Genomic DNA, 20560 nt, shown 5'->3' on the forward strand with positions numbered 1-20560 from the left:
AGATTTGTTCGACAAATCGAATTTCAAAAATATCAAAGAGCTAAATGATTCAAGTGAATCGAATTTATTTAATTTTTAACCGACTAGTGACCAAAAAATTTTTAGTGGACACTAGTGATAATATATTTATAATGAATGCTATCTTTTTGTTGTTGTGATTTGCAAAATAAAAAATGTCATGATAGACATGTTTTTCGCATCAATAGTTCTGTTTTTGGTCTGTTTAGACATGATTGGGGCTTTTGTAATTTTTTCCTGCTATATTATTCGTTATATTTGAGACTTGTAATGATGATGCGGTGAACTAGAATATGGAGAATATGTTTGTCCAGGTCTCTGAAATCGCCAATGAAAGGACTGCACAAGGACAACATTTTAGCAGTATGATATTTGTATCTGTTAAAAGCTAATACTGATTATCGTGCTGCTTTCTTATTTTATCAGATAAATGAAGAATTTATTCGCATAATTCTTTTTATGTTTCCGGTTTATTGTATATCAGGATTTTAACCTGTGGTGCTTACGAGGAGTTTGTTGCGTATACCAGTGATATGAAAAGACTGAACTTGATATGTTTTGTAATGAAGGTCATAAAAACAATAGATATTAATATTGATAACCATGATTAAAGCAACAGATTTTATTCATCCTGAGGATGCAGCTGCATTGAGGCAGTTGGAAAGTATTCCCGGATTCCCGACCCTAGTGAAAAAGTTAATGTCAATGGGATTGGAACAACTGCAATATGGCGTTAATATGGCATCTGCAATTCGTTTATCACCGAGTCAATTGCCGAAACTGTATAATCGTCTGCCACCGATTTGTAAAAAGTTGGGTATTGAGCAACCGGAGTTTTATCTCTCTATGGATCCTAATCCTAACGCATGGACCTTTGGCGATACAAAGATTTTTATAACGATCACTTCCGGTTTGGTTGATATGATGACCGAAGAGGAGTTGGATGCAGTGATTGCCCATGAATGCGGGCATATCCTTTGTCATCATGTCTTGTATCATTCTATAGCTCATTATGTGATGGATGGTCTGGATTCGCTGGGCGTTTTGGGGAGTTTGGGAGCTCCTCTTCAATATGCGATTTTGTATTGGGAACGTAAAAGTGAGTTGTCCTGTGACAGAGCTGCCAGTATTGTGACTACTCCGGCCATAGTGGCAAGCACGATGGCTCGTCTATCCGGAGGTCCGACTTCTATAACAAAGAATATCGATATGGAGGAGTGGGCTAAACAGGCAGACCAATATGAGGCTATCCGTAATGACGGATTATGGAATAAGACATTGCAGGTAGCGGCAATAATGAATCAGAATCATCCGTTCTCGGCTGTGCGGGTTAAGGAAATCTTGAAATGGGGAAAAAGTTCTCAATATAAGACTATAGTAGATCATCTTTCGGCAGAAAAATCAGGCAAGGTATGCTCGAATTGCAAACAACCGATAGTGGATGGCTGGACCTATTGCAAACATTGTGGAAATAAACTTTAAATATAATAGCTTATGTTTTTTAATGAACAAGGAATGTTGAATTTAGACGAGGCGGTCATGAACCAGCCCACATTCAAGAAGATTATGGAAGATGGTATAGTTACTGAACAGGAGATCAAGGAACAGTCTGAAAGAATGGTTTCTATATTGAAGTCTATGGAAAAGAACTATACGGAAGAGCAACAGCGTGAAATTAAAGAATTGCTTGTTGAAGCCGGTGTGTTATTTACAACGAGCCAATATCATGCATTACAGTCATTACACTTTTAAAAAATAGAATTATGGGAACATTTGCAACAAAAAAGATACTTCAGGGCAATCCTTCTTTGATTCCTGTTATTGCTGAACAAATAAAAACAGAATTTGCGGCCGAGCAGTTTGAGGTACAAATAGATAATTTATTAAGTGGTGGTGTTGATATTTCTATATCAAAGGGCGGTTTATTTAAAGCTGTACTTGGTTTGAAGTCTGCATTGAAAGTCAGCTTGATACCTAAAGATAATGCAATAGCGTTTGAGGCTGGGATAGGGATCTTTGGTCAACAAGCTATTCCTACTATCATTTCTATGCTATTCTTCTGGCCGGTACTTATCACGCAAATTTGGGGGATAGTACAACAGTCCAAACTTGATGATAAGGCGCTCGAAATAGCTGAAGAGGTGCTAAAAAATCGGGATTCTTTTACAACTCTGAATTTGGATATTAACGGTATGGTATTCTGTACGAACTGCGGATATCGGAATATCAAAGGTGCAAAATTTTGTTCGGAATGTGGACAGGCATTGTAAGGAGTTAAAAGCGATGGTTTTATTAAACCATCGCTTTTAATGAATAAAATAGTAAAGGCAAGTAGCAAGGACTATAAGAATAATAAAGGTAAGATTCTAGATAATTCTATAGTTATAATGAAAATGACATGAGTAAATTACGTTTGATAACAGTATTCCTTTTTGCCGTCTTCATGGTATTGGGAGTTACAGCACAGGTTCATACCCAGAAGGGGATAGTCCGCAAGGTTACCCGTTCGGCTTCCGATCCTTTCATTCCGGTGCAGGGTGTACAAGTTATTGTGTCGGGGGAAGCTAATAAAGCAAGTGATAAGGACGGACGATTTTCGTTGAAGGTGAAGGTCACGGATAAGGCGGGTAGTTATACACTGACAGCCGTGCGTGTGCCACAAGGTTCCAAGTATATGTTGGCTTCGCCATCGAAAGGTAAACGACTATTTATATCTGCCAATGACTTGGAAGTCTCGTTGATAACACCAGAAGAAAAGGAGATGGAGTATAAGAAGCGGTATGAGTTACTGAAAGAAAAGTATGAAGAGCAGTCGTTATCTTTACGTAAACTACGCAATGAACTGAATAAGCGTCTTGGAGAATTGAGCGAATCGGATGTACATTATGCACGTCTGAAAGCGGAGTGTGACAGCATCCGCAAACTTTATCTTGATTACATCAACAATGAGGATAAGATAGATGAGGTTATCAAGGAATTAGCTGAAGAGCTGGCACTGACCGATTATCAGAGCTTGGACTCTTTGGAACTGAAAATTTATGAACTGAAAAAAAACGGAGAATGGAAGGCACTTAACGACTTGATACGCGAGTCTATGCCTGGTGGAGCCGAGGAAGCCTGGAAAGTGATTGAACAACAGCAACGGAATGCGGATGCAAAAGTAGAACAAGCCAAGCTTGAATTAGCTAGAGGACTGTCAGAACAACAACGGTTGATACAACAACGCAGTCAATGGTTTGGGAAAATGGAGACTGCTATCGAATCATTCAAGATGCAGCATTTGAATGATTCGGTTTCGCATTATTATGAGATTCTCACGAAAGCTGCTCCAACAAATTGGGATTATTTGATTGCAGCGGGAAGGTTTGAAGAAGATTATATGGCTGATTACAATCGGGCTATGAATTATCAGTTGTCTGCATTGAATACAACAGACAATGATACATACAAAGCAACTAGTTACATTATAATAGGGGGAATATATGAGAAGCTAGATGACTATTCTAAAGCTTTGGAATGTTATGAAAAGTCTTTGAAGATTCGGCTATCTGTTTATGGCGAAAATGATGAAATTGTGGCTAATGATTATGAACGTATGGGACAGATATATTTCGCTCAAGATGACTGTTCTAAAGCTTTGGAATATTATGAAAAGTCTTTGAATATCTATTTGATGATTTACGGTGAGAACGCTTCATGGGGAATAGCCAATGTATCTATTGGTATGGGACGTGTATATTCAAATCAAGGAGATTACTCCAAAGCCTTGGTCTGTTTTGAAGGGGCCTTGAAAATATTTTTGTTGCTTAATGGAGATAACCACCCTGCTGTAGCTACAAGTTACAGTTATATAGGACAGATATATTTTGCTCAAAATGACTATTCTAAAGCTTTGGATTATTTTAAAAAGTCTTTGAAATTGGATTTGTCGTTTTTTGGTGAGAACCATCCTTCTGTAGCTTCCGGATATTATAATATTGGGTATGTGTATTTTGCTCAAGGGGATTACTCTAAGGCTTTGGAATATTTTGAGGAGGTTTTAAAGATTCGTTTGTCAGTTTATGGTGAAAATCATTCCCGAGTAGCTTCTGTTTACAATGATATAGGAGAAATATATTCCGTTCAAGGAGATGATTTCAAAGCTTTGGATTATTTTAAAAAGTCTTTGAAAATAGTTTTGTCAGTTTATGGTGAAAATCATTCTCAAGTATCTTCTATTTATGATCATATAGGAGAAATATATTTTGCTCAAAAAGATTATTCTAAAGCCTTATATTATTTTGAAGAGTCTTTGAAAATCCGTTTGTCTCTTTTTGGTGAGAACCATCCTGAGGTAGCTTTGAGTTATTATAGTATAGGGAGTTTGTATATAATTCAAGGTGACAAATCCAAAGCTCTGAACTATTATGAGAAGTCCTTGAAAATCCGTTTGTCTGTTTATGGTGAAAATCATCCTTTGACAAAGGAAATTATGGATTTGATTAATGTTGCTAATAGTAAGGTATTACAATCTCCTGAAACAACAAAATAATTTATGAAAACTCATATTATATTAGGAACCATCACCGAAAAGATCTTTCGCTTTTGAGCGAGGAATGTCAGAAAACTATATTGTTCTTGAGTGTGCTGATGGAGGATAGAAACAAATATATTAATGTTTTTGATTTGAACAATAATATGATAGGCATGCAATTGCAGATATATCCCATGAATGTGTAGGAAAAAGAAAAAATAGTGGAATGTTATCAAATGTGGTTAATTTTAAATAGAAATCAGACGAAATGGCACACAATTTTTTTGCTTTTATTAGCTATCGTCATACGGACATTAAGGCGGCGAAGCGATTACAGTTTTTATTAGAATCGTACAATTTGCCGACAATGATTCAGAAAATGAAGCCGGAGGCACCTAAACGGTTTAAAGTCTTTCGTGATGCTGATGAACTGACGAGTGGTGTACTTAGTGACGAACTGCATCATAAATTGGATGAATCGAAATATCTGATTGTCATTTGTTCGCCGAATTCGGCACAATCGAAATATGTAGGGGAGGAGATTGCCTACTTCCGCTCGAAGGGACGCGAAAGAGAGATTATACCTTTTATCATTGACGGTATTCCTCATTCCAAAGATCGGGAATGTTTTCATGCTCAACTGACGTTAGGCGGATTGGAACTTTTGGGGATTGATGTGCAGGCGGAAAATTCAAGATTCCATGCGATACGTTTCCATCAAGCATTTATCCGTCTTGTGGCAAGAATGCTTGATGTGGACTTTGGCGTATTATGGAACCGTCGAAAGCATTTTCTCGTTAAGCTGGTCGCTTTGATGATTGTTGTTCTTTCCATTATCATCGGACTGGCAGTGAACGCAATTCATTCACGTCCTTTCGATTTAGCAGTGCAATTATCACAAACACCTTGCAAGGCTCTCCCACTTAGTGCCGATGAAACAGACAGTCTGTATCTGTTTCTAGGTGAAAATGATCTACGCACAGTGGTTCTAAAAGATTTGGATAATGCTGTTTTGTTTCCCAACATTCCGGGAAAGTATAAAGGACAGAATATGAGAATTGTTGCAAAGGCTTATGGTTGCTATGTGTTGGACACAATCGTATCTATTACTTCAAAGATGGCATTGCCTATTCAACGGAATCCTGAAACGTTTGGGCATATTCAATACTGTATTGTAGATAATGAAACGGAAAAGCAACTTATAGGTGTAACATTCGACTTTGGCTTTCTGAAAGTGAAAACGAACGATGAAGGTATACTCGATGTACTCATTCCAATAGACCGGCAGCAGGTGTCTTATCCGGTGAAAATTGATTATAACGGAATCTCTATGCATCTGACCTATTCTGGAGATTCATTGCAGGCGTCCGGTCATACTGGTCTTAGTACAATTTATGTTCAATATTGAGATATGAAAAATAGTGGTATAGAAACGTTTACTCATACTAAACTCACTAAAGCCGAATTATTCATAAATTTTATCCAAAAGAAGAGAAAAGAATAAAATAAACAAGAGACGTCGTAACAACCTATCCATAAAACGATTATATTTATTGCAGCGAGAGAGCACTTTAAGTAATGCTTAAGAGGAAAAACGAAAAGTAGTATATATACTATATATTTTCTATTATTAATTACTTAAACACATTTTTTATGGAAGCCAAGAAATCAAAAAAGGCTGCAATTGAGAATCAACGGGGTTCTTGGTTGTTGATGGGTTTGGTTGTTGCGCTAGCCTTCATGTTCGTTTCGTTCGAATGGACACAACATGATGTCAGAGTTGCAGCACTATCACCAGATGATGAATCCATCTTTGTAACAGAGCTAGTTCCAATCACATTCCCTGAAGAGAAACTGGAACCGCCTCCTCCTCCCGAAACTAAGGTAACAGAATTGTTCGAAATAGTGGAAAACAATATGGAGGTGACGGATAACGTTTCTACAGTGTCAGAGGATATGAATGCAGTTCATGATGTTATTTGGATACCCCCAGTGGTAGAAACAGAAACGGTAGTTGAAGACGTTATTCACGTAAGTGTTGAAGTCATGCCGGAGTTTATTGGAGGTACAGCTGCTTTAATGAAATATTTAAGTAGTAATATCAAATATCCAACGATTTCGCAGGAAACTGGTTCACAAGGAAAAGTCATTGTTCAGTTTGTTGTAGACAAAGACGGAACGATTTCCAATCCTGAAGTTGTGCGAGGGGTTGATCCTTATTTGGATAAAGAAGCTATCCGCGTGATAAGTTCTATGCCGAAATGGACTCCCGGAGTGCAAAATGGTAAGAAAGTACGAGTGAAATTTACTGTACCGGTATCATTCAGACTACAGTAGTAACTTGGAATAAATGAGTATGAGGGTCGGTTCTTTATGGGAACCGACCCTTTTTCAATAAAAAAATATATCTTTGTCGGGAGAATAAAAATACGAATGATTGTTTTATGAATCTTCTACTCTGTATAAAAAGACCTTTTATCTGGCTTTCCCGCTTTCGTTATCGTTGCGGATATGGCGTACATTCCCCTTTTGCTTTTAGTCTGATTACCGATGTGATTTATGAGAAGATGCCTTACTATGCCTATTCTTCTTTGAAAAAAGAACAGAAAAAGATGATAAGAGAGCGTGGGTGGACTAAAGGTTCTCAAAAGGTAAACCGTTTCCTGTTCCGGTTGGTGAACAGAGTACAGCCTGATACGATTATAGAAGTTGGGCGTCCTTCCTCCACAACCCTCTACTTACAGTCTGCTAAACCATCGGCTTCCTACCTTTTTGCTTCCGACTTGTCGGAACTGTTTCTGGATGCAGACACTTCAGTCGACTTTTTGTATCTGAATGACTACCGGAATCCCGACTTACTGGAAGAAGTCTTCCGGGTTTGTGCACATCGTGCCACTCCTAAAAGTGTATTTGTAGTCCATGGCATCTGCTATTCCAAAGAGATGAAAGCACTTTGGAAAAAGCTGCAGGCTGATGAAAGAGTAGGCATCACCTTTGACCTCTACGACGTCGGTTTACTATTTTTTGATAAAACGAAGATAAAACAGCAGTATATTGTCAACTTCTAAGAACCTTTGTACGTTTACCTTATAATAAGTAAAAAAGAAGATTATGAAAAAGAGCCTTGTATATACAAAGACCGGAGATAAAGGAACTACCAGTCTTGTCGGCGGAAGTCGCGTTCCAAAGACCCATATCCGTCTGGAAGCTTACGGAACTGTGGATGAACTAAATTCTCATCTAGGATGGTTGAATACCTATCTGCAAGATGAATCAGACCGTGATTTCATTTTGAGTATTCAGCATAAGCTATTTGCCATCGGTTCACATCTGGCCACCGACCAGGAAAAAACGCAACTGAAGGCTGCCAGCATCATAACTCCCGAAAACGTGGAGAATATTGAGCGGGAGATTGATAAGCTGGACGAACAACTGCCCGAACTTTGCGCTTTCATCATTCCCGGCGGGAGTCGTGGAGCAGCCGTTTGTCATGTTTGCCGTACTATTTGCAGGAGAGCCGAGAGACGTATTCTGGCTTTATCCGAAACTTGTACAATTTCTCCCGAAGTATTAGCATTTGTCAACAGATTATCAGATTATTTGTTTGTATTATCCCGAAAAATTAATTTTGATGAGCAAAATAATGAAATATTTTGGGATAATAGTTGGAAATGATAGATTTTATTATACTTTTGCCGAAAAATAGAAAACGAGACAAATTTAGTATTCATTTTAAATACTCAAGATTATGTATTGGACATTGGAACTAGCATCAAAACTTGAAGATGCTCCCTGGCCGGCAACCAAGGACGAATTGATTGATTATGCCATGCGTTCGGGTGCTCCTCTTGAAGTTATTGAGAATCTCCAAGAGATGGAAGATGAGGGCGAAATCTATGAGAGTATCGAAGATATTTGGCCGGATTATCCTAGTAAGGAGGATTTCTTCTTTAACGAGGAAGAGTATTGATTTAAAAAGACCGAACATATAAGAATACCCGATAACTGTTGTAAGAAGCTATCGGGTATTTTTTATTGTCATCTCGGTTTCTTGCTTTAGAATTAGAATACAGGCATCTGCCAGATAAATCCTACAGAAATACGGTTAGTACTGTAATTCTCCTGTCCCAGCACCTTGGCGCGGGAAGTGAAATCATACGAACGTCCTACGTAGGTAACAAAGAAGTGCAGATTGGTTTCCATCGGGTAATATTCGATACCGCCCAGATATCCCCAGGAGGTACGGTAATTTCCCTTTTCTATACCTTCGGACGCCTTGCCTACGGAAGCCGTCTCGTACATACCCTTCACAAAAACATTCCATTTCGGAAGAAAGCGGTAATTACACTTGGCAACAACCGAAAGATAGTTCGCATCAAAAGCATTATGACCGCCCGGACGACCTACGATACTGGTAATGATTCCCTTCCGGTCAATATCCTCTTTTGAATACATGAAATCGACAAAAGCATTCCATTTTCCAAGATTCAACTCGTTACCTAAAGCATAATAATACATATTGTGACTTTTGGCCTCGTTCATAACAGAAGCCGACCAACGGGTTTTAAATACATTATTGAAATTACCGTTCCAGTTTAATGTATAAACCAGTGGCATTTTGCCCGATTTCAGATCGGGGAGATTACCTTCGGCATCTTCTGTGATTCCGTAAGTATTATCGAAAGAACTGTTACGGCTGTTCAATATCTGCAGGTTAAGCTGCTGTTCGGGAGTAATGTTATAACCCACATTCAATCCGGTCATGAAATTACTCATGTAATCAATCATATCACTGTATTGATAGATGTCAATCGGATTCAGGTCGAACTCGATACCACCGTATGCGGCACATTGCTTTCCTGCAAAAAGACTAAACTGGTCATTCAGCTTGATACCGATTCCGGCATAGTCGATAGAAGTCGGGAGGTTATCAATCATGCCGTTTGCATCGTTCGAGCGGTTGAGACGCTGACGATAGCGGTAAGACAGCCAGTTGTTGATATTTCCTTTGGCTTCGATACGAAGCTGGTGCATATTAAAGTCACCCTCCTGAAAACCATTTTGGAAATGAGCGTCAAAGCTCCCTTGCATATTCAGATAAAGATTGAATTTATCTGTTTTCTTTTTCACGTCTGTCAGCTCTTCAAACAGGGGAGTGTTCGGATTGAATTTCTCCTTTTTCTCTGTTTTTTGAGCATATATTCCCTGTATGCTGCCCGCGAGGAGCAGCATGAATATCCATTTTTTCATAAGTAAGTCAGGTTTTTAGTATTCGTTGAAATATTGCTGAATCTGTTTCCAGTCTGTAGTTTTTGTTAGTGCAAGCATTAACAAAACACGAGATTTCTGCGGGTTCAGTTCCTGCGAAGCCACAAACTGATATTTGGCGTCGTCCACCTCTGCATCCAGTGTGGTGGGTCCGGTCGGGACACGGGAAGAACGAACGACAAGAATACCTTTTTGGCGGGCATCCGTCAGTACCGGGAAGATGTTCTGGTGAATATTTCCGTTTCCTACTCCTGCGTGGATGATGCCTTTGTACCCGTTGCTAAGCATCGGAGTTACCATATCGGCCTCAATGTTGGAATAGCTGTACACGATACCTACTTTAGGAAGCGCGTTCAGATGAGTGACATCAAAAACGGACTGGGTAGTATGTTTCTTTAGCGTTACTTGGTTGTAGAACACTTTTCCGTTCAGTACATAACCCAGTGCGCCGGAGTTGGGAGCCTGGAAAGTTTGTACATCGACCGTATTCATTTTAACCGTGCTCTGCGCTCCGAGGATCAGGCCGTTCATGGCAACCAATACCCCTTTGTCTTTCGATTCTTTTGCGGCTGCGGTAACAACGGCATTGTAAAGGTTCAACGGGCCGTCGGCACTTAGAGCGGTAGACGGACGCATGGCGCCTACTAATACCACCGGTTTGTCACTCTTGACAGTCAGATTCAGGAAGTAAGCAGTTTCCTCCATGGTGTCTGTTCCGTGAGTAATCACGATGCCGTCAATGTCCGGGCGTTTCAGTAGTTCATTGATTTTCTTGGCAAGCGTCAACCAAACCTGGTCGTTCATGTCCTGCGAACCGATTTTGACAATCTGTTCTCCGGTTACGTTGGCGATGTCTTTAATTTCAGGCACAGCATCGAGCAGTGCGCCGATGGCAACTTGTCCTGCCGTATAACTGGTTCCGGTAGCCGAGCTTCCCGTACCCGCGATGGTTCCTCCCGTAGCAAGAATATGAATATTCGGTTTTGCGGCGAATGCCATAGTTACGGAAAACAGTAGTGTGACTACTACCAGTCCAAAGCTTTTGAATTGTTTCATAACTGAATGATGTTTAGGTTAATAATATGAATCTATTAGAATATTTGTATAAAAAGCAAACCTAGTGCAATAGCCACAACGGTCGATACCAGACCGGGCATCATGAACGAATGATTCAACACATATTTGCCGATTTTTGTTGTCCCGGTACGGTCGAAATTAATTGCAGCCACCACGGTAGGATAATTCGGAATAAAGAAATATCCGTTCACGGCCGGGAATAAAGCGATCAGCATATAAGGAGAAATCCCCAACGCAATGCCCAGAGGGACGAGTGCCCGTACAGTGGCAGCCTGGCTATATAGCAGGATAGACATCACAAACAGGGCGACACCGAACAGCCACGGCATTTGTTGCACAATTCCCTGAATAGAGAGAGTCAACTGTCCCATATTTCCCTGAAGAAAGGTATCTCCCATCCAGGCAATACCGAAGATGGCAATCACCGCCTGCATACCTGCCGGAAATACAGAACCTTGCGTTGCCTTGATCCCGTCCGTCTTCGTTACTAACAGGATAATTGCGGCAGCCGACAACATCACGATTTCGATGATGGAAGACATTCCCAAGGTGACAATTTCCCCATCAATCAGGAAACTGGGGCGCATTCCTTCAAAAGAACCGAAAAGCACGATAAAAGCAGTTGCCAATATAAAGATGATAACGGAAATCATTGCCGAACGTTTGTTCTTGACACTTTTAATCTCCACCTTTTTATTGTTGAATAAACCTTCTTTCAATCTCTTCTGATATTCGGGATCTTCCACCAGTTCCTTACCGATTCTCATGGAAAACAAGGCGCCTACCAACACTCCGATGATGGTGGCGGGAATCGTAATTTTGAGAATGTCGAACAGGGTAATGTCGAATCCGGCTAAAAGTCCGAGAAGTGCCACGGTAGCGGCAGAGATCGGACTTGCCGTAATGGCCTGCTGGGAAGCGATGACGGCAATACCCAACGGACGTTCCGGACGGATTTTTGTTTCGGTGGCAACCTCTGCAATCACCGGCAGTACGGAATAAGCCACGTGTCCGGTTCCGGCTACAAAAGTAAAGAGGTAAGTCACCAGCGGACTAAGCAGAGTGACGTGTGAAGGATTTTTACGAAGCAAATGTTCTGCCAGTTTCACCATATAGTCCAAACCTCCGGCTGCCTGCATGCAGGAAGCGGCAGAGATTACGGCGGCAATCATTAACATAACGTCGATGGGAGGCGCAGTGGGTTGTAAACCAAAAACGAACGTGAGTATTGCCAACCCTACGCCTCCCATTACGCCAAGTCCGATACCTCCCAGGCGTGCGCCAATAATAATGGCTGTCAGAACAAATGCTAATTGTAATATCATAGATTGCTGTTTTAAGTTCAAAAACAAAGATAAGCGATTCTTCTCTTTGTATTTTCTTTTTCTTCTATTTACAACAAAAAAGTCTTTGAATAGTTTTTGCATATTTATTAAAACAATAACATCGTTGGTTGGTTATTATAAGAACTAACGAAAACGTTATTACTATAAAACAACCGATATGGAACAAAATTTATCAAAAAAAACTCGTACAGAGAGTGACCTGATAGGTAGTCGTGAAGTGCCGGAAAGTGCACTCTATGGAGTACAGACACTCCGTGGCATTGAAAACTTTCGCATCAGCAAGTTTCATTTGAATGAATATCCTTTATTCATTCAGGCATTGGCCATTACGAAGATGGGAGCCACCGTTGCCAACCGTGAACTGGACTTATTAACTGAAGAACAAGCGGATGCTATCTTGAGAGCCTGTAAAGAAATACTCGAAGGAAAGCATCACGAGCAGTTCCCGGTAGATATGATTCAGGGAGGAGCCGGTACGACCACCAACATGAATGCCAATGAAGTGATTGCCAACCGGGCATTGGAACTGATGGGGCATCAGCGGGGAGAATATCAATTCTGTTCGCCTAACGATCACGTCAACCGTTCGCAATCTACCAACGATGCTTATCCTACAGCCATTCACATTGGACTGTATTATACTCATTTGAAATTGGTTAAGCATTTGGAGGTTCTGATCGAGTCTTTCCGGAAGAAAGCGAATGAGTTTGCACATGTCATCAAAATGGGGCGTACCCAATTGGAAGATGCCGTACCGATGACTCTTGGGCAAACCTTTAATGGCTTTGCAAGTATTTTGTCACATGAAATAAAGAACCTTGATTTTGCTGCACAGGATTTTCTGGCAGTCAATATGGGAGCAACAGCCATTGGAACAGGAATCACCGCCGAACCGGAATATGCGGAGAAGTGCATTGCCGCTTTGCGCAAGATTACGGGATTGGATATCAAACTGGCAGACGATTTGGTGGGAGCTACTTCGGACACTTCCTGCATGGTAGGTTATTCGGGAGTGATGAGGCGTATTGCTGTTAAAATGAATAAGATATGTAACGACTTGCGGTTACTGGCTTCCGGTCCGCGTTGTGGATTGGGGGAAATCAATCTGCCGGCAATGCAGCCGGGCTCATCCATCATGCCCGGAAAAGTGAATCCGGTGATTCCTGAAGTGATGAACCAGGTGGCCTACAAGGTAATAGGAAATGACCTTTGTGTGGCCATGAGCGGTGAAGCAGCTCAAATGGAACTGAATGCAATGGAGCCGGTGATGGCACAATGCTGTTTCGAGTCCGCCGATTTACTGATGAATGGTTTCGACACTTTGCGCACCTTATGCATCGACGGCATTACAGCTAATGAAGAAAAATGCCGGAGAGATGTGCATAACAGCATTGGAGTAGTGACAGCCCTGAATCCGGTGATCGGATATAAGAACTCTACCAAAATAGCCAAAGAAGCATTGGAAACCGGGAAGGGAGTTTATGAACTTGTTTTGGAACATAACATTCTTTCCAAAGAAGACTTGGATACTATCTTAAAACCTGAAAATATGATAAAACCGGTGAAGTTGGACATTCACCCGAATCGTTGATTGATATATAGTAAGTGGAGATTGGTTTAAGATGAGATATCGCCGGGCAGATCATTGATCTGTTCCGGCGATTTTTGATTATTTATTACTTTGACCTTATACGGGAATAATTGCTAATTTATCCGGTGAAATGGTTATTGTTTATTACTTCGAAAGCGACGAACTTTGCAATATCATTCGTTGTTAACCTAATAAGCAAGTCTTGAACCCATTAAAAGTTATATAGATATGAATGCATTTGATGTTATTATTATCGGTTTCGGTAAGGGAGGAAAGACCCTTGCGGCAGAGTTTGCAAAACGTGGGCGGAAAGTTGCCATTGTTGAACGTTCTGATAAAATGTATGGAGGGACGTGTATCAATATCGGATGTATTCCGACAAAGACGCTGGTTCATCAGGCTAAAATTGCTTCCGGCATGAAGAATTCGACGTTTGAAGAAAGAAGAGAGTTTTATCGTAATGCTATTGCTGTGAAGGAGTCTGTGACAAGTGCGTTGAGAGATAAGAATTACCATAATCTGGCAGATCATCCTAATGTAACAGTTTATACAGGTGTAGGTTCTTTTGTATCTGCCGATGTGGTTTCCGTCCGTACATCTACTGAAGAAATATGGTTAACATCAAAGCAAATAATTATCAACACCGGAGCGGAAACAATTATTCCGCCTATTGAAGGAATTGCGGACAATTCTTTGGTTTATACCAGTACTTCAATCATGGAATTAACCGATCTTCCCCGTCGGCTGGTTATTGTTGGCGGCGGTTATATTGGTTTAGAGTTTGCGTCTATGTATGCTTCGTTCGGTTCGCAGGTGACGGTGCTTGAGAGTTATCCGGAACTAATTGCTCGTGAAGATCGTGACATTGCTGCAAGTGTAAAGGAAACATTGGAGAAAAAGGGTATTGTTTTTCGGATGAACGTGAAGGTACAATCTGTGCGGCATGTTGAAAATAGGGCTGTCGTTGTTTTTTCTGACTCACAAACAGGTGAAGCGTTCGGACTTGAAGCTGATGCTGTCTTGTTGGCTACGGGGCGCAAACCCAATACGAAAGATCTTAATCTGGAAGTTGCCGGAGTGGAGACGGACGCACGTGGAGCGATCATTGTGGATGAATATCTGAAAACAACTAATCCGAATATACGTGCCGTGGGTGATGTGAAAGGTGGTTTGCAGTTCACTTATATTTCATTGGATGATTATCGGATTATCTGTGAAGATTTGTTTGGAGATAAGGAGCGGAAAACAAGTGACCGTAATCCGGTTGCTTACTCCGTATTTATTGATCCTCCAATGGCGCGTATCGGATTGAATGAGGATGAGGCTCGTAAGCAGGATTTGGATGTGATTATCAAGAAATTGCCTGTTATGGCGATACCGAGAGCAAAGACATTGGGAGAGACGGACGGTCTGTTGAAAGCTGTCATTGATAAGAATACGGGAAAAATAGTAGGTTGTATGCTGTTTGCGCCTGATGCCGGCGAAGTCATCAATATAGTTGCCATGGCAATGAAAACAGGTCAGGATTATACTTTCCTGCGTGATTTCATCTTTACTCATCCCAGCATGAGCGAAGCGTTGAATGATTTGTTCTCATAGAGTAGTAAGAATACGTCTTTCTAGTCGCATACGCTGTGTGTGGATCATCCTGATTTCAGTTGTCGGGTAAGTTGTGTTTTCCTCGTGATTACTGGTTGGCTAATTTCCGGTCAGCAGCTTAAATTTGTTTTATAGCTTCAAATAATTTGTTTAGAGGCTTGAAACAATCTGTTCGCAGGCTTGAAACTAAAGTTTCCCCTATGGGGGAACAATGGTTTCCTTACGGGGAAACTATAGTCTCTCACCGGGAAACTGTTAGTATCATTATATGAAACTGTCATTCGTCCTATTGGAAACTGGAACTTTCCTAATGGATAAGCCATTTGCAATCTTATTATGGTATGATGCTTTCATCTGTATCTATACGCTCGTTTCACCTGTTGTTTCAGATGATATTAAACCATTGATCAGGTATTATCACTCCATTTCCCATGTGTTAATACCTGATTTTTCAACTATTAATGGCTGAAGTCTACAGTGTTAATACTTGAGGTGATAGCTGTTAATACTTCTTGCGGAAATAATTAATGTTCAGTATATCAGATGATAACAGTTTGTTGTAGGTGCAGATTAGTGGAAGCGCTTACGTGATGGCAGGGTGAGGGTAAAAGTTACCCTCACCCTGCCATCATTTTTTTACCCTCACACCTGTAATGCCGATGAATAAAGGGATTGAACCAATGGGTGAGGGTGTGAGGGTAAAAACTGCTATAACTTTTATTTGTGAGAAATATTTCCATAATCAAGAACGAGAAGTAGAGCCGTCTTTTGTCAGATTCATTTTAATACATAACTTCCAGTATTTATTTCCATATTTCGACTGCGTTTCAAAAAAACATATATCTTTGCCGTACGCTTTCAGCCCATCAGCGTGATGGAATAGGCAGAAGGCGGTTTTTATTTCCATTATGGAGTAAAAGCGTATTATCTCTCGATCTTAGAAATAGCCAATCCAAACAAAGAGAGATGATACGGTAGATACTCCACGTGAACGGATGTATATCAACATATTCGTAAGAGATGTGTTATATATAAACGATTGACGTGGGTGTCTGCTGTTATCATTATCTTTTGTGCGGGTGTAGCTAGCCTTAAGATCGGATAATGGTACAGCAGCATCTGCGTCTTTCTTGTATTCGGCCGGTAATAAATTGCCCCAATTTAACCTAGCCAATCCCCACCCGGCAGACTGCAAAAAAGCGTGGATGCCCGTTGTGCTAATATACATGAATAAAATATTATTCATCCCTTATTTGTATCACACATGAAAAAACAAACGCTATGGCACAATGGATTAGTATAGAAGAGGCAGCCGCAAAGTACGGATTCGAGACAGAATATATCTGGGTCTTGATAGAGATGCGAGAAATCACTGTGGACTACGAAAGGTCGGGCATCGACATCATCAGTGATGACAGTGTTCAGGAGTTTATGAGTCGAAATGAAAAAGGGGCTACCTTGATGTATATCGAAAAACTGGAACGATATTGCATAGATAAATCAAAACTTTGTTCAATATACCTATCACTTTTAGGAAAACAGGACAAAGAAATCACAAGATATAAAGCAGCCGGAATCCTCTATGATACCTTACAAATCAAATGGCTGAAACAATGTGACCGGTTGCGGAAGTTGGAAAAAGAACTCGTCTTGGGGCAGACTACTTGCTGTACCTGTTGGCTGAAAAGAATCTGTATGAAAATCAGGAAGTAAAATCGGATTAATTCAATACTTATTTGCTAAAATATCAATTGCTTCATAACCGTACCAATTAGATAAAATCGAACTTATAAGAAATTCTTATTAGTTCGTCAGGAGGGACAACGACGTCTTTAAATGAACAAACAACCAATAATTTGTGTTTATTTAATCTAAATATATATCTTTGTCCCGAATTATAAACACGTAAATTTATGAAAAAGATTTTTGGTGCTTTAATGATTGCTATATGTATAGCTATGGCAATGCCTGCTCAGGCGCAGATACACTTTGGTGTAAAGGGAGGTTTGAACTTGTCAAAGGCGAGTTTCTCTAATGTGAGCGAAAACTTTAAAAAGGATAATTTCACAGGTTTCTTTATCGGTCCGATGGCCGAGTTTAATATTCCAATCGTAGGGTTGGGAGTAGATGCATCTTTGCTTTTTGCTCAACGGGGTATCAAAGTTTCAGAAGGGAATGATGATATTACTGTTAAACAAAACGGTATTGATATTCCTGTAAACCTGAAATATACCATTGGCTTGGGAAGTCTGGCGGGTATTTATCTGGCTGCAGGTCCTGACTTTTATTTCGATTTTGAAAAGAAATCGGGAATTGATAAGAAGAAAGCTGAAGTAGGTATCAATGTGGGTGCCGGTTTGAAGTTGCTGAACCATTTGCAGGTGGGTGCTAATTACAATATCCCATTGGGTAATACTGCTGATATTGAAGGAACAAATGCTTCTTATAAGACTAAGACTTGGCAAGTATCTGTGGCCTATATTTTTTAAGTAGTCTATCACTTTACATAGTATATGAAAAAGAGTTTCCGATAACCGGAAACTCTTTTTTGTTTGGGATTGTCCTGTTGCGCTCTCGAATATATTTCTTCCAATTCTCGTATGAAGTAGAGTTTTCTTTTTAAGTGTTCTCTCTCCCTTCTTTTAAATCCCCATTTTTTTATTGTATTTTTGTAGCTGCAATGAAAAAGTATGTAGATGTCATATTACCGCTTCCGCTTCCGAAGAGTTTTACTTACTCTTTGCCGGATGAATGTGCGGAAGATGTGAAGATAGGCTGCCGTGTGGTAGTTCCTTTCGGGCGGAAGAAGTTTTATACGGCTATCGTCCTTAACGTTCATTATTGTGCTCCAACGGAGTACGAAGTGAAAGATATATCTGCATTGCTGGATGCTTCTCCCATTCTGTTACCCGCTCAATTCAAATTTTGGGAGTGGATAGCTGATTATTATCTCTGTACACAAGGCGATGTCTATAAAGCGGCACTTCCCTCCGGCCTGAAACTGGAGAGTGAAACGATCGTTGAATATAATCCTGATTTTGAAGCGGATGCGCCATTGCCGGAACGTGAGCAACGTATTTTGGATTTACTTGCCGTAGATTCGCAACAGTGCGTCACTAAACTGGAGAAGGACAGTGGTATCAAAAATATTCTTACGGTCATCAAGTCTTTGCTCGATAAAGAAGCGATTTTCGTAAAGGAGGAGTTGAGGCGTACTTATAAACCTAAAACAGAGGCACGGGTTCGGCTTGCGGGTACAGCGGATGAAAAGCGGCTTCATATCCTGTTTGATATTCTGTCTCGTGCTCCGAAGCAGTTGGCATTACTCATGAAGTATGTGGAGTGTTCCGGCGTTTTAGGAGCGGGAACTCCGAAAGAAGTCTCCAAGAAAGAACTGTTGCAGCGGACTAATGTGGCTCCTTCTGTATTGAATGGATTGGTGGATAAGAAGATTTTTGAAATCTACTACCATGAAATCGGGCGGTTGGATAAGCAGGAGAAGGAGATTGTCGAATTAAATCCTTTGAATGAGTTTCAACAGCGTGCATTTGATGAAGTCGTGCAGTCTTTTCAGGAGAAAAATGTCTGTCTGCTTCATGGGGTAACGTCCAGTGGTAAGACTGAAATTTATATCCATCTGATAGAAGAAGCGATTCGTCAGGGAAAGCAGGTGTTATATTTGTTGCCGGAAATTGCATTGACCACTCAAATCACGGAGCGTTTGCAACGGGTCTTCGGTGCTCGTCTGGGTATCTATCATTCTAAGTTCCCTGATGCCGAACGGGTTGAAATATGGCGGAAGCAACTGGGAGAGAACGGGTATGATATTATTCTGGGTGTTCGTTCTTCTATTTTCCTGCCTTTCCGAAATCTGGGATTGGTGATTGTGGACGAAGAGCACGAAAATACGTATAAGCAACAAGATCCCGCTCCCCGCTATCATGCGCGTAGCGCGGCTATTGTACTGGCCGCCATGTACGGAGCTAAAACCCTGTTGGGTACGGCCACTCCCTCTATCGAGTCATGGCAGAATGCAAGAGAGGGAAAATATGGTTTCGTACAACTGAAAGAACGATATAAAGAAATCCAGTTGCCGGAGATTATTCCGGTGGATATCAAGGAACTGCATCGCAAAAAGCGGATGGTCGGACAATTCTCGCCACTTCTGATACAACATATGAAAGAGGCTTTGGAACAGAAAGAACAAGTGATTCTTTTTCAGAACCGTCGTGGGTTTGCTCCGATGGTGGAGTGTCGTACCTGTGGTTGGGTGCCTAAGTGTAAGAATTGCGATGTAAGCCTTACCTATCATAAAGGAATTAATCAATTAACCTGTCACTACTGCGGTTATACGTATCAACTGCCGAAATCCTGTCCTGCCTGCGAGGGAACAGAACTGGTGAACCGTGGTTTCGGTACGGAAAAGATTGAAGATGACATCAAAATCCTTTTCCCGGAAGCTGCCGTAGCCCGGATGGACTTGGATACTACACGTACCCGCTCGGCTTATGAGAAGATTATTGCAGACTTTGAGCAGGGAAAGACGGACATATTGATTGGTACGCAAATGGTATCAAAAGGGTTGGATTTCGATCATGTCAGTATAGTAGGTATATTGAATGCTGATACCATGTTGAATTATCCTGATTTCCGTTCCTATGAACGTGCTTTTCAGTTGATGGCACAAGTAGCGGGACGTGCCGGACGTAAGAACAAACGCGGACGGGTGGTATTGCAAACCAAGAGTATCGATCATCCTATCATTCATCAGGTCATTGCCAATGATTATGAAGATATGGTAGGCGGACAATTGGTGGAACGTCAGATGTTCCATTATCCTCCCTATTACCGGCTGGTATATGTTTATCTGAAAAATCATAATGAAGCGTTGCTGGATCAGATGGCGGCAGTGATGGCGAATAAGTTGCGGGCTGTATTTGGCAATCGGGTATTAGGTCCGGATAAACCTCCTGTTGCCCGTATCCAGACTTTGTTTATCAAAAAGATCGTCGTCAAGATTGAGCAGAATGCCCCGATGGGACGTGCACGGGAATTGTTGTTACGTATCCAGCGCGAGATGTTGGCGGACGAACGCTATAAATCTTTGATTGTGTATTATGATGTAGACCCTATGTGATTTAATAATTT

The 20560-nt window shown here is 40.8% G+C and carries 18 protein-coding genes; 14 read left to right on the top strand and 4 right to left on the bottom strand.

Features of this window, described 5'->3' with window-relative positions; genetic code table 11:
- The first annotated feature begins 621 nt into the window (after window positions 1-621).
- The 9 genes from N5O98_RS17925 (at window position 622) to N5O98_RS17965 (ending at window position 8501) form a co-directional block, all read left to right on the top strand.
- Window positions 622-1500: a M48 family metallopeptidase gene (locus N5O98_RS17925; protein WP_004302379.1), complete on the top strand. Its 879-nt coding sequence runs from the start codon at window positions 622-624 to the stop codon at window positions 1498-1500.
- Between the two features lie 12 nt (window positions 1501-1512).
- A complete protein-coding gene (locus N5O98_RS17930) occupies window positions 1513-1770 on the top strand; it encodes a hypothetical protein (RefSeq protein ID WP_004310911.1) in 258 nt (85 codons plus the stop codon).
- A gap of 11 nt (window positions 1771-1781) precedes the next feature.
- The gene (locus N5O98_RS17935; RefSeq protein WP_004302377.1) at window positions 1782-2288 is read left to right on the top strand and encodes a zinc ribbon domain-containing protein; all 507 of its coding nucleotides are present in this window, start codon (window positions 1782-1784) and stop codon (window positions 2286-2288) included.
- A gap of 128 nt (window positions 2289-2416) precedes the next feature.
- On the top strand, window positions 2417-4549 hold the full coding sequence (locus tag N5O98_RS17940) for a tetratricopeptide repeat protein (RefSeq protein WP_004310910.1): 2133 nt from the start codon (window positions 2417-2419) through the stop codon (window positions 4547-4549).
- Window positions 4550-4799: 250 nt separating this feature from the next.
- A complete protein-coding gene (locus N5O98_RS17945; protein ID WP_004323776.1) occupies window positions 4800-5939 on the top strand; it encodes a toll/interleukin-1 receptor domain-containing protein in 1140 nt (379 codons plus the stop codon).
- A gap of 245 nt (window positions 5940-6184) precedes the next feature.
- Window positions 6185-6868, top strand: coding sequence for an energy transducer TonB (locus N5O98_RS17950; RefSeq protein WP_004302368.1), 684 nt, complete (start codon window positions 6185-6187; stop codon window positions 6866-6868).
- 107 nt (window positions 6869-6975) lie between these two features.
- Complete coding sequence (locus tag N5O98_RS17955) at window positions 6976-7599, top strand: hypothetical protein (protein ID WP_004302367.1); 624 nt, start codon at window positions 6976-6978, stop codon at window positions 7597-7599.
- A gap of 43 nt (window positions 7600-7642) precedes the next feature.
- Window positions 7643-8206, top strand: coding sequence for a cob(I)yrinic acid a,c-diamide adenosyltransferase (locus N5O98_RS17960; RefSeq protein ID WP_004302366.1), 564 nt, complete (start codon window positions 7643-7645; stop codon window positions 8204-8206).
- A gap of 73 nt (window positions 8207-8279) precedes the next feature.
- Window positions 8280-8501 (top strand): DUF2795 domain-containing protein, encoded by a 222-nt coding sequence (locus tag N5O98_RS17965; protein ID WP_002558131.1) that lies wholly within the window; start codon window positions 8280-8282, stop codon window positions 8499-8501.
- Window positions 8502-8593: 92 nt separating this feature from the next.
- On the opposite strand, the gene N5O98_RS17970 is transcribed toward N5O98_RS17965, so the two are convergent.
- The 3 genes from N5O98_RS17970 to N5O98_RS17980 are packed head-to-tail and all read right to left on the bottom strand — an operon-like array spanning window position 8594 to window position 12201.
- Window positions 8594-9781 carry a porin gene (locus N5O98_RS17970; RefSeq protein WP_004296387.1) on the bottom strand — a complete coding sequence of 396 codons (1188 nt, stop codon included), beginning with the start codon at window positions 9779-9781 and terminating at the stop codon, window positions 8594-8596.
- A 15-nt stretch (window positions 9782-9796) separates the two neighbouring features.
- Complete coding sequence (gene ansB / locus N5O98_RS17975) at window positions 9797-10855, bottom strand: L-asparaginase 2 (RefSeq protein WP_004296386.1); 1059 nt, start codon at window positions 10853-10855, stop codon at window positions 9797-9799.
- Between the two features lie 35 nt (window positions 10856-10890).
- Entirely contained in the window at window positions 10891-12201 is a 1311-nt protein-coding gene (locus tag N5O98_RS17980) for an anaerobic C4-dicarboxylate transporter family protein (RefSeq protein ID WP_004302365.1), read from the bottom strand.
- Window positions 12202-12379: 178 nt separating this feature from the next.
- Here N5O98_RS17980 and N5O98_RS17985 point away from each other — a divergent pair, with 178 nt between their 5' ends.
- Together N5O98_RS17985 and N5O98_RS17990 are read left to right on the top strand one after the other, a co-directional pair.
- Window positions 12380-13813 (top strand): aspartate ammonia-lyase, encoded by a 1434-nt coding sequence (locus N5O98_RS17985; protein WP_008776919.1) that lies wholly within the window; start codon window positions 12380-12382, stop codon window positions 13811-13813.
- Window positions 13814-14041: 228 nt separating this feature from the next.
- Window positions 14042-15412, top strand: a complete 1371-nt coding sequence (locus N5O98_RS17990) for an FAD-dependent oxidoreductase (protein WP_004310905.1) — start codon at window positions 14042-14044, stop codon at window positions 15410-15412.
- Window positions 15413-16349: 937 nt separating this feature from the next.
- Here the strand turns inward: N5O98_RS17990 and N5O98_RS17995 are convergent.
- On the bottom strand, window positions 16350-16658 hold the full coding sequence (locus N5O98_RS17995) for a hypothetical protein (protein WP_022199847.1): 309 nt from the start codon (window positions 16656-16658) through the stop codon (window positions 16350-16352).
- A 35-nt stretch (window positions 16659-16693) separates the two neighbouring features.
- On the opposite strand from N5O98_RS17995, the gene N5O98_RS18000 reads away from it, so the two are divergent.
- The 3 genes from N5O98_RS18000 to priA all read left to right on the top strand — a co-directional run bounded on the left by N5O98_RS18000 (window position 16694) and on the right by priA (window position 20549).
- On the top strand, window positions 16694-17125 hold the full coding sequence (locus N5O98_RS18000; RefSeq protein WP_004310904.1) for a hypothetical protein: 432 nt from the start codon (window positions 16694-16696) through the stop codon (window positions 17123-17125).
- A 200-nt stretch (window positions 17126-17325) separates the two neighbouring features.
- Entirely contained in the window at window positions 17326-17901 is a 576-nt protein-coding gene (locus tag N5O98_RS18005) for a porin family protein (protein ID WP_004296378.1), read from the top strand.
- 191 nt (window positions 17902-18092) lie between these two features.
- Entirely contained in the window at window positions 18093-20549 is a 2457-nt protein-coding gene (priA, locus tag N5O98_RS18010; protein WP_004310903.1) for a replication restart helicase PriA, read from the top strand.
- The last annotated feature ends 11 nt before the right edge of the window (window positions 20550-20560 follow it).

This window comes from Bacteroides sp. LFL-34, assembly GCF_027257075.1.
Taxonomy (GTDB): Bacteria; Bacteroidota; Bacteroidia; order Bacteroidales; family Bacteroidaceae; genus Bacteroides; species Bacteroides ovatus.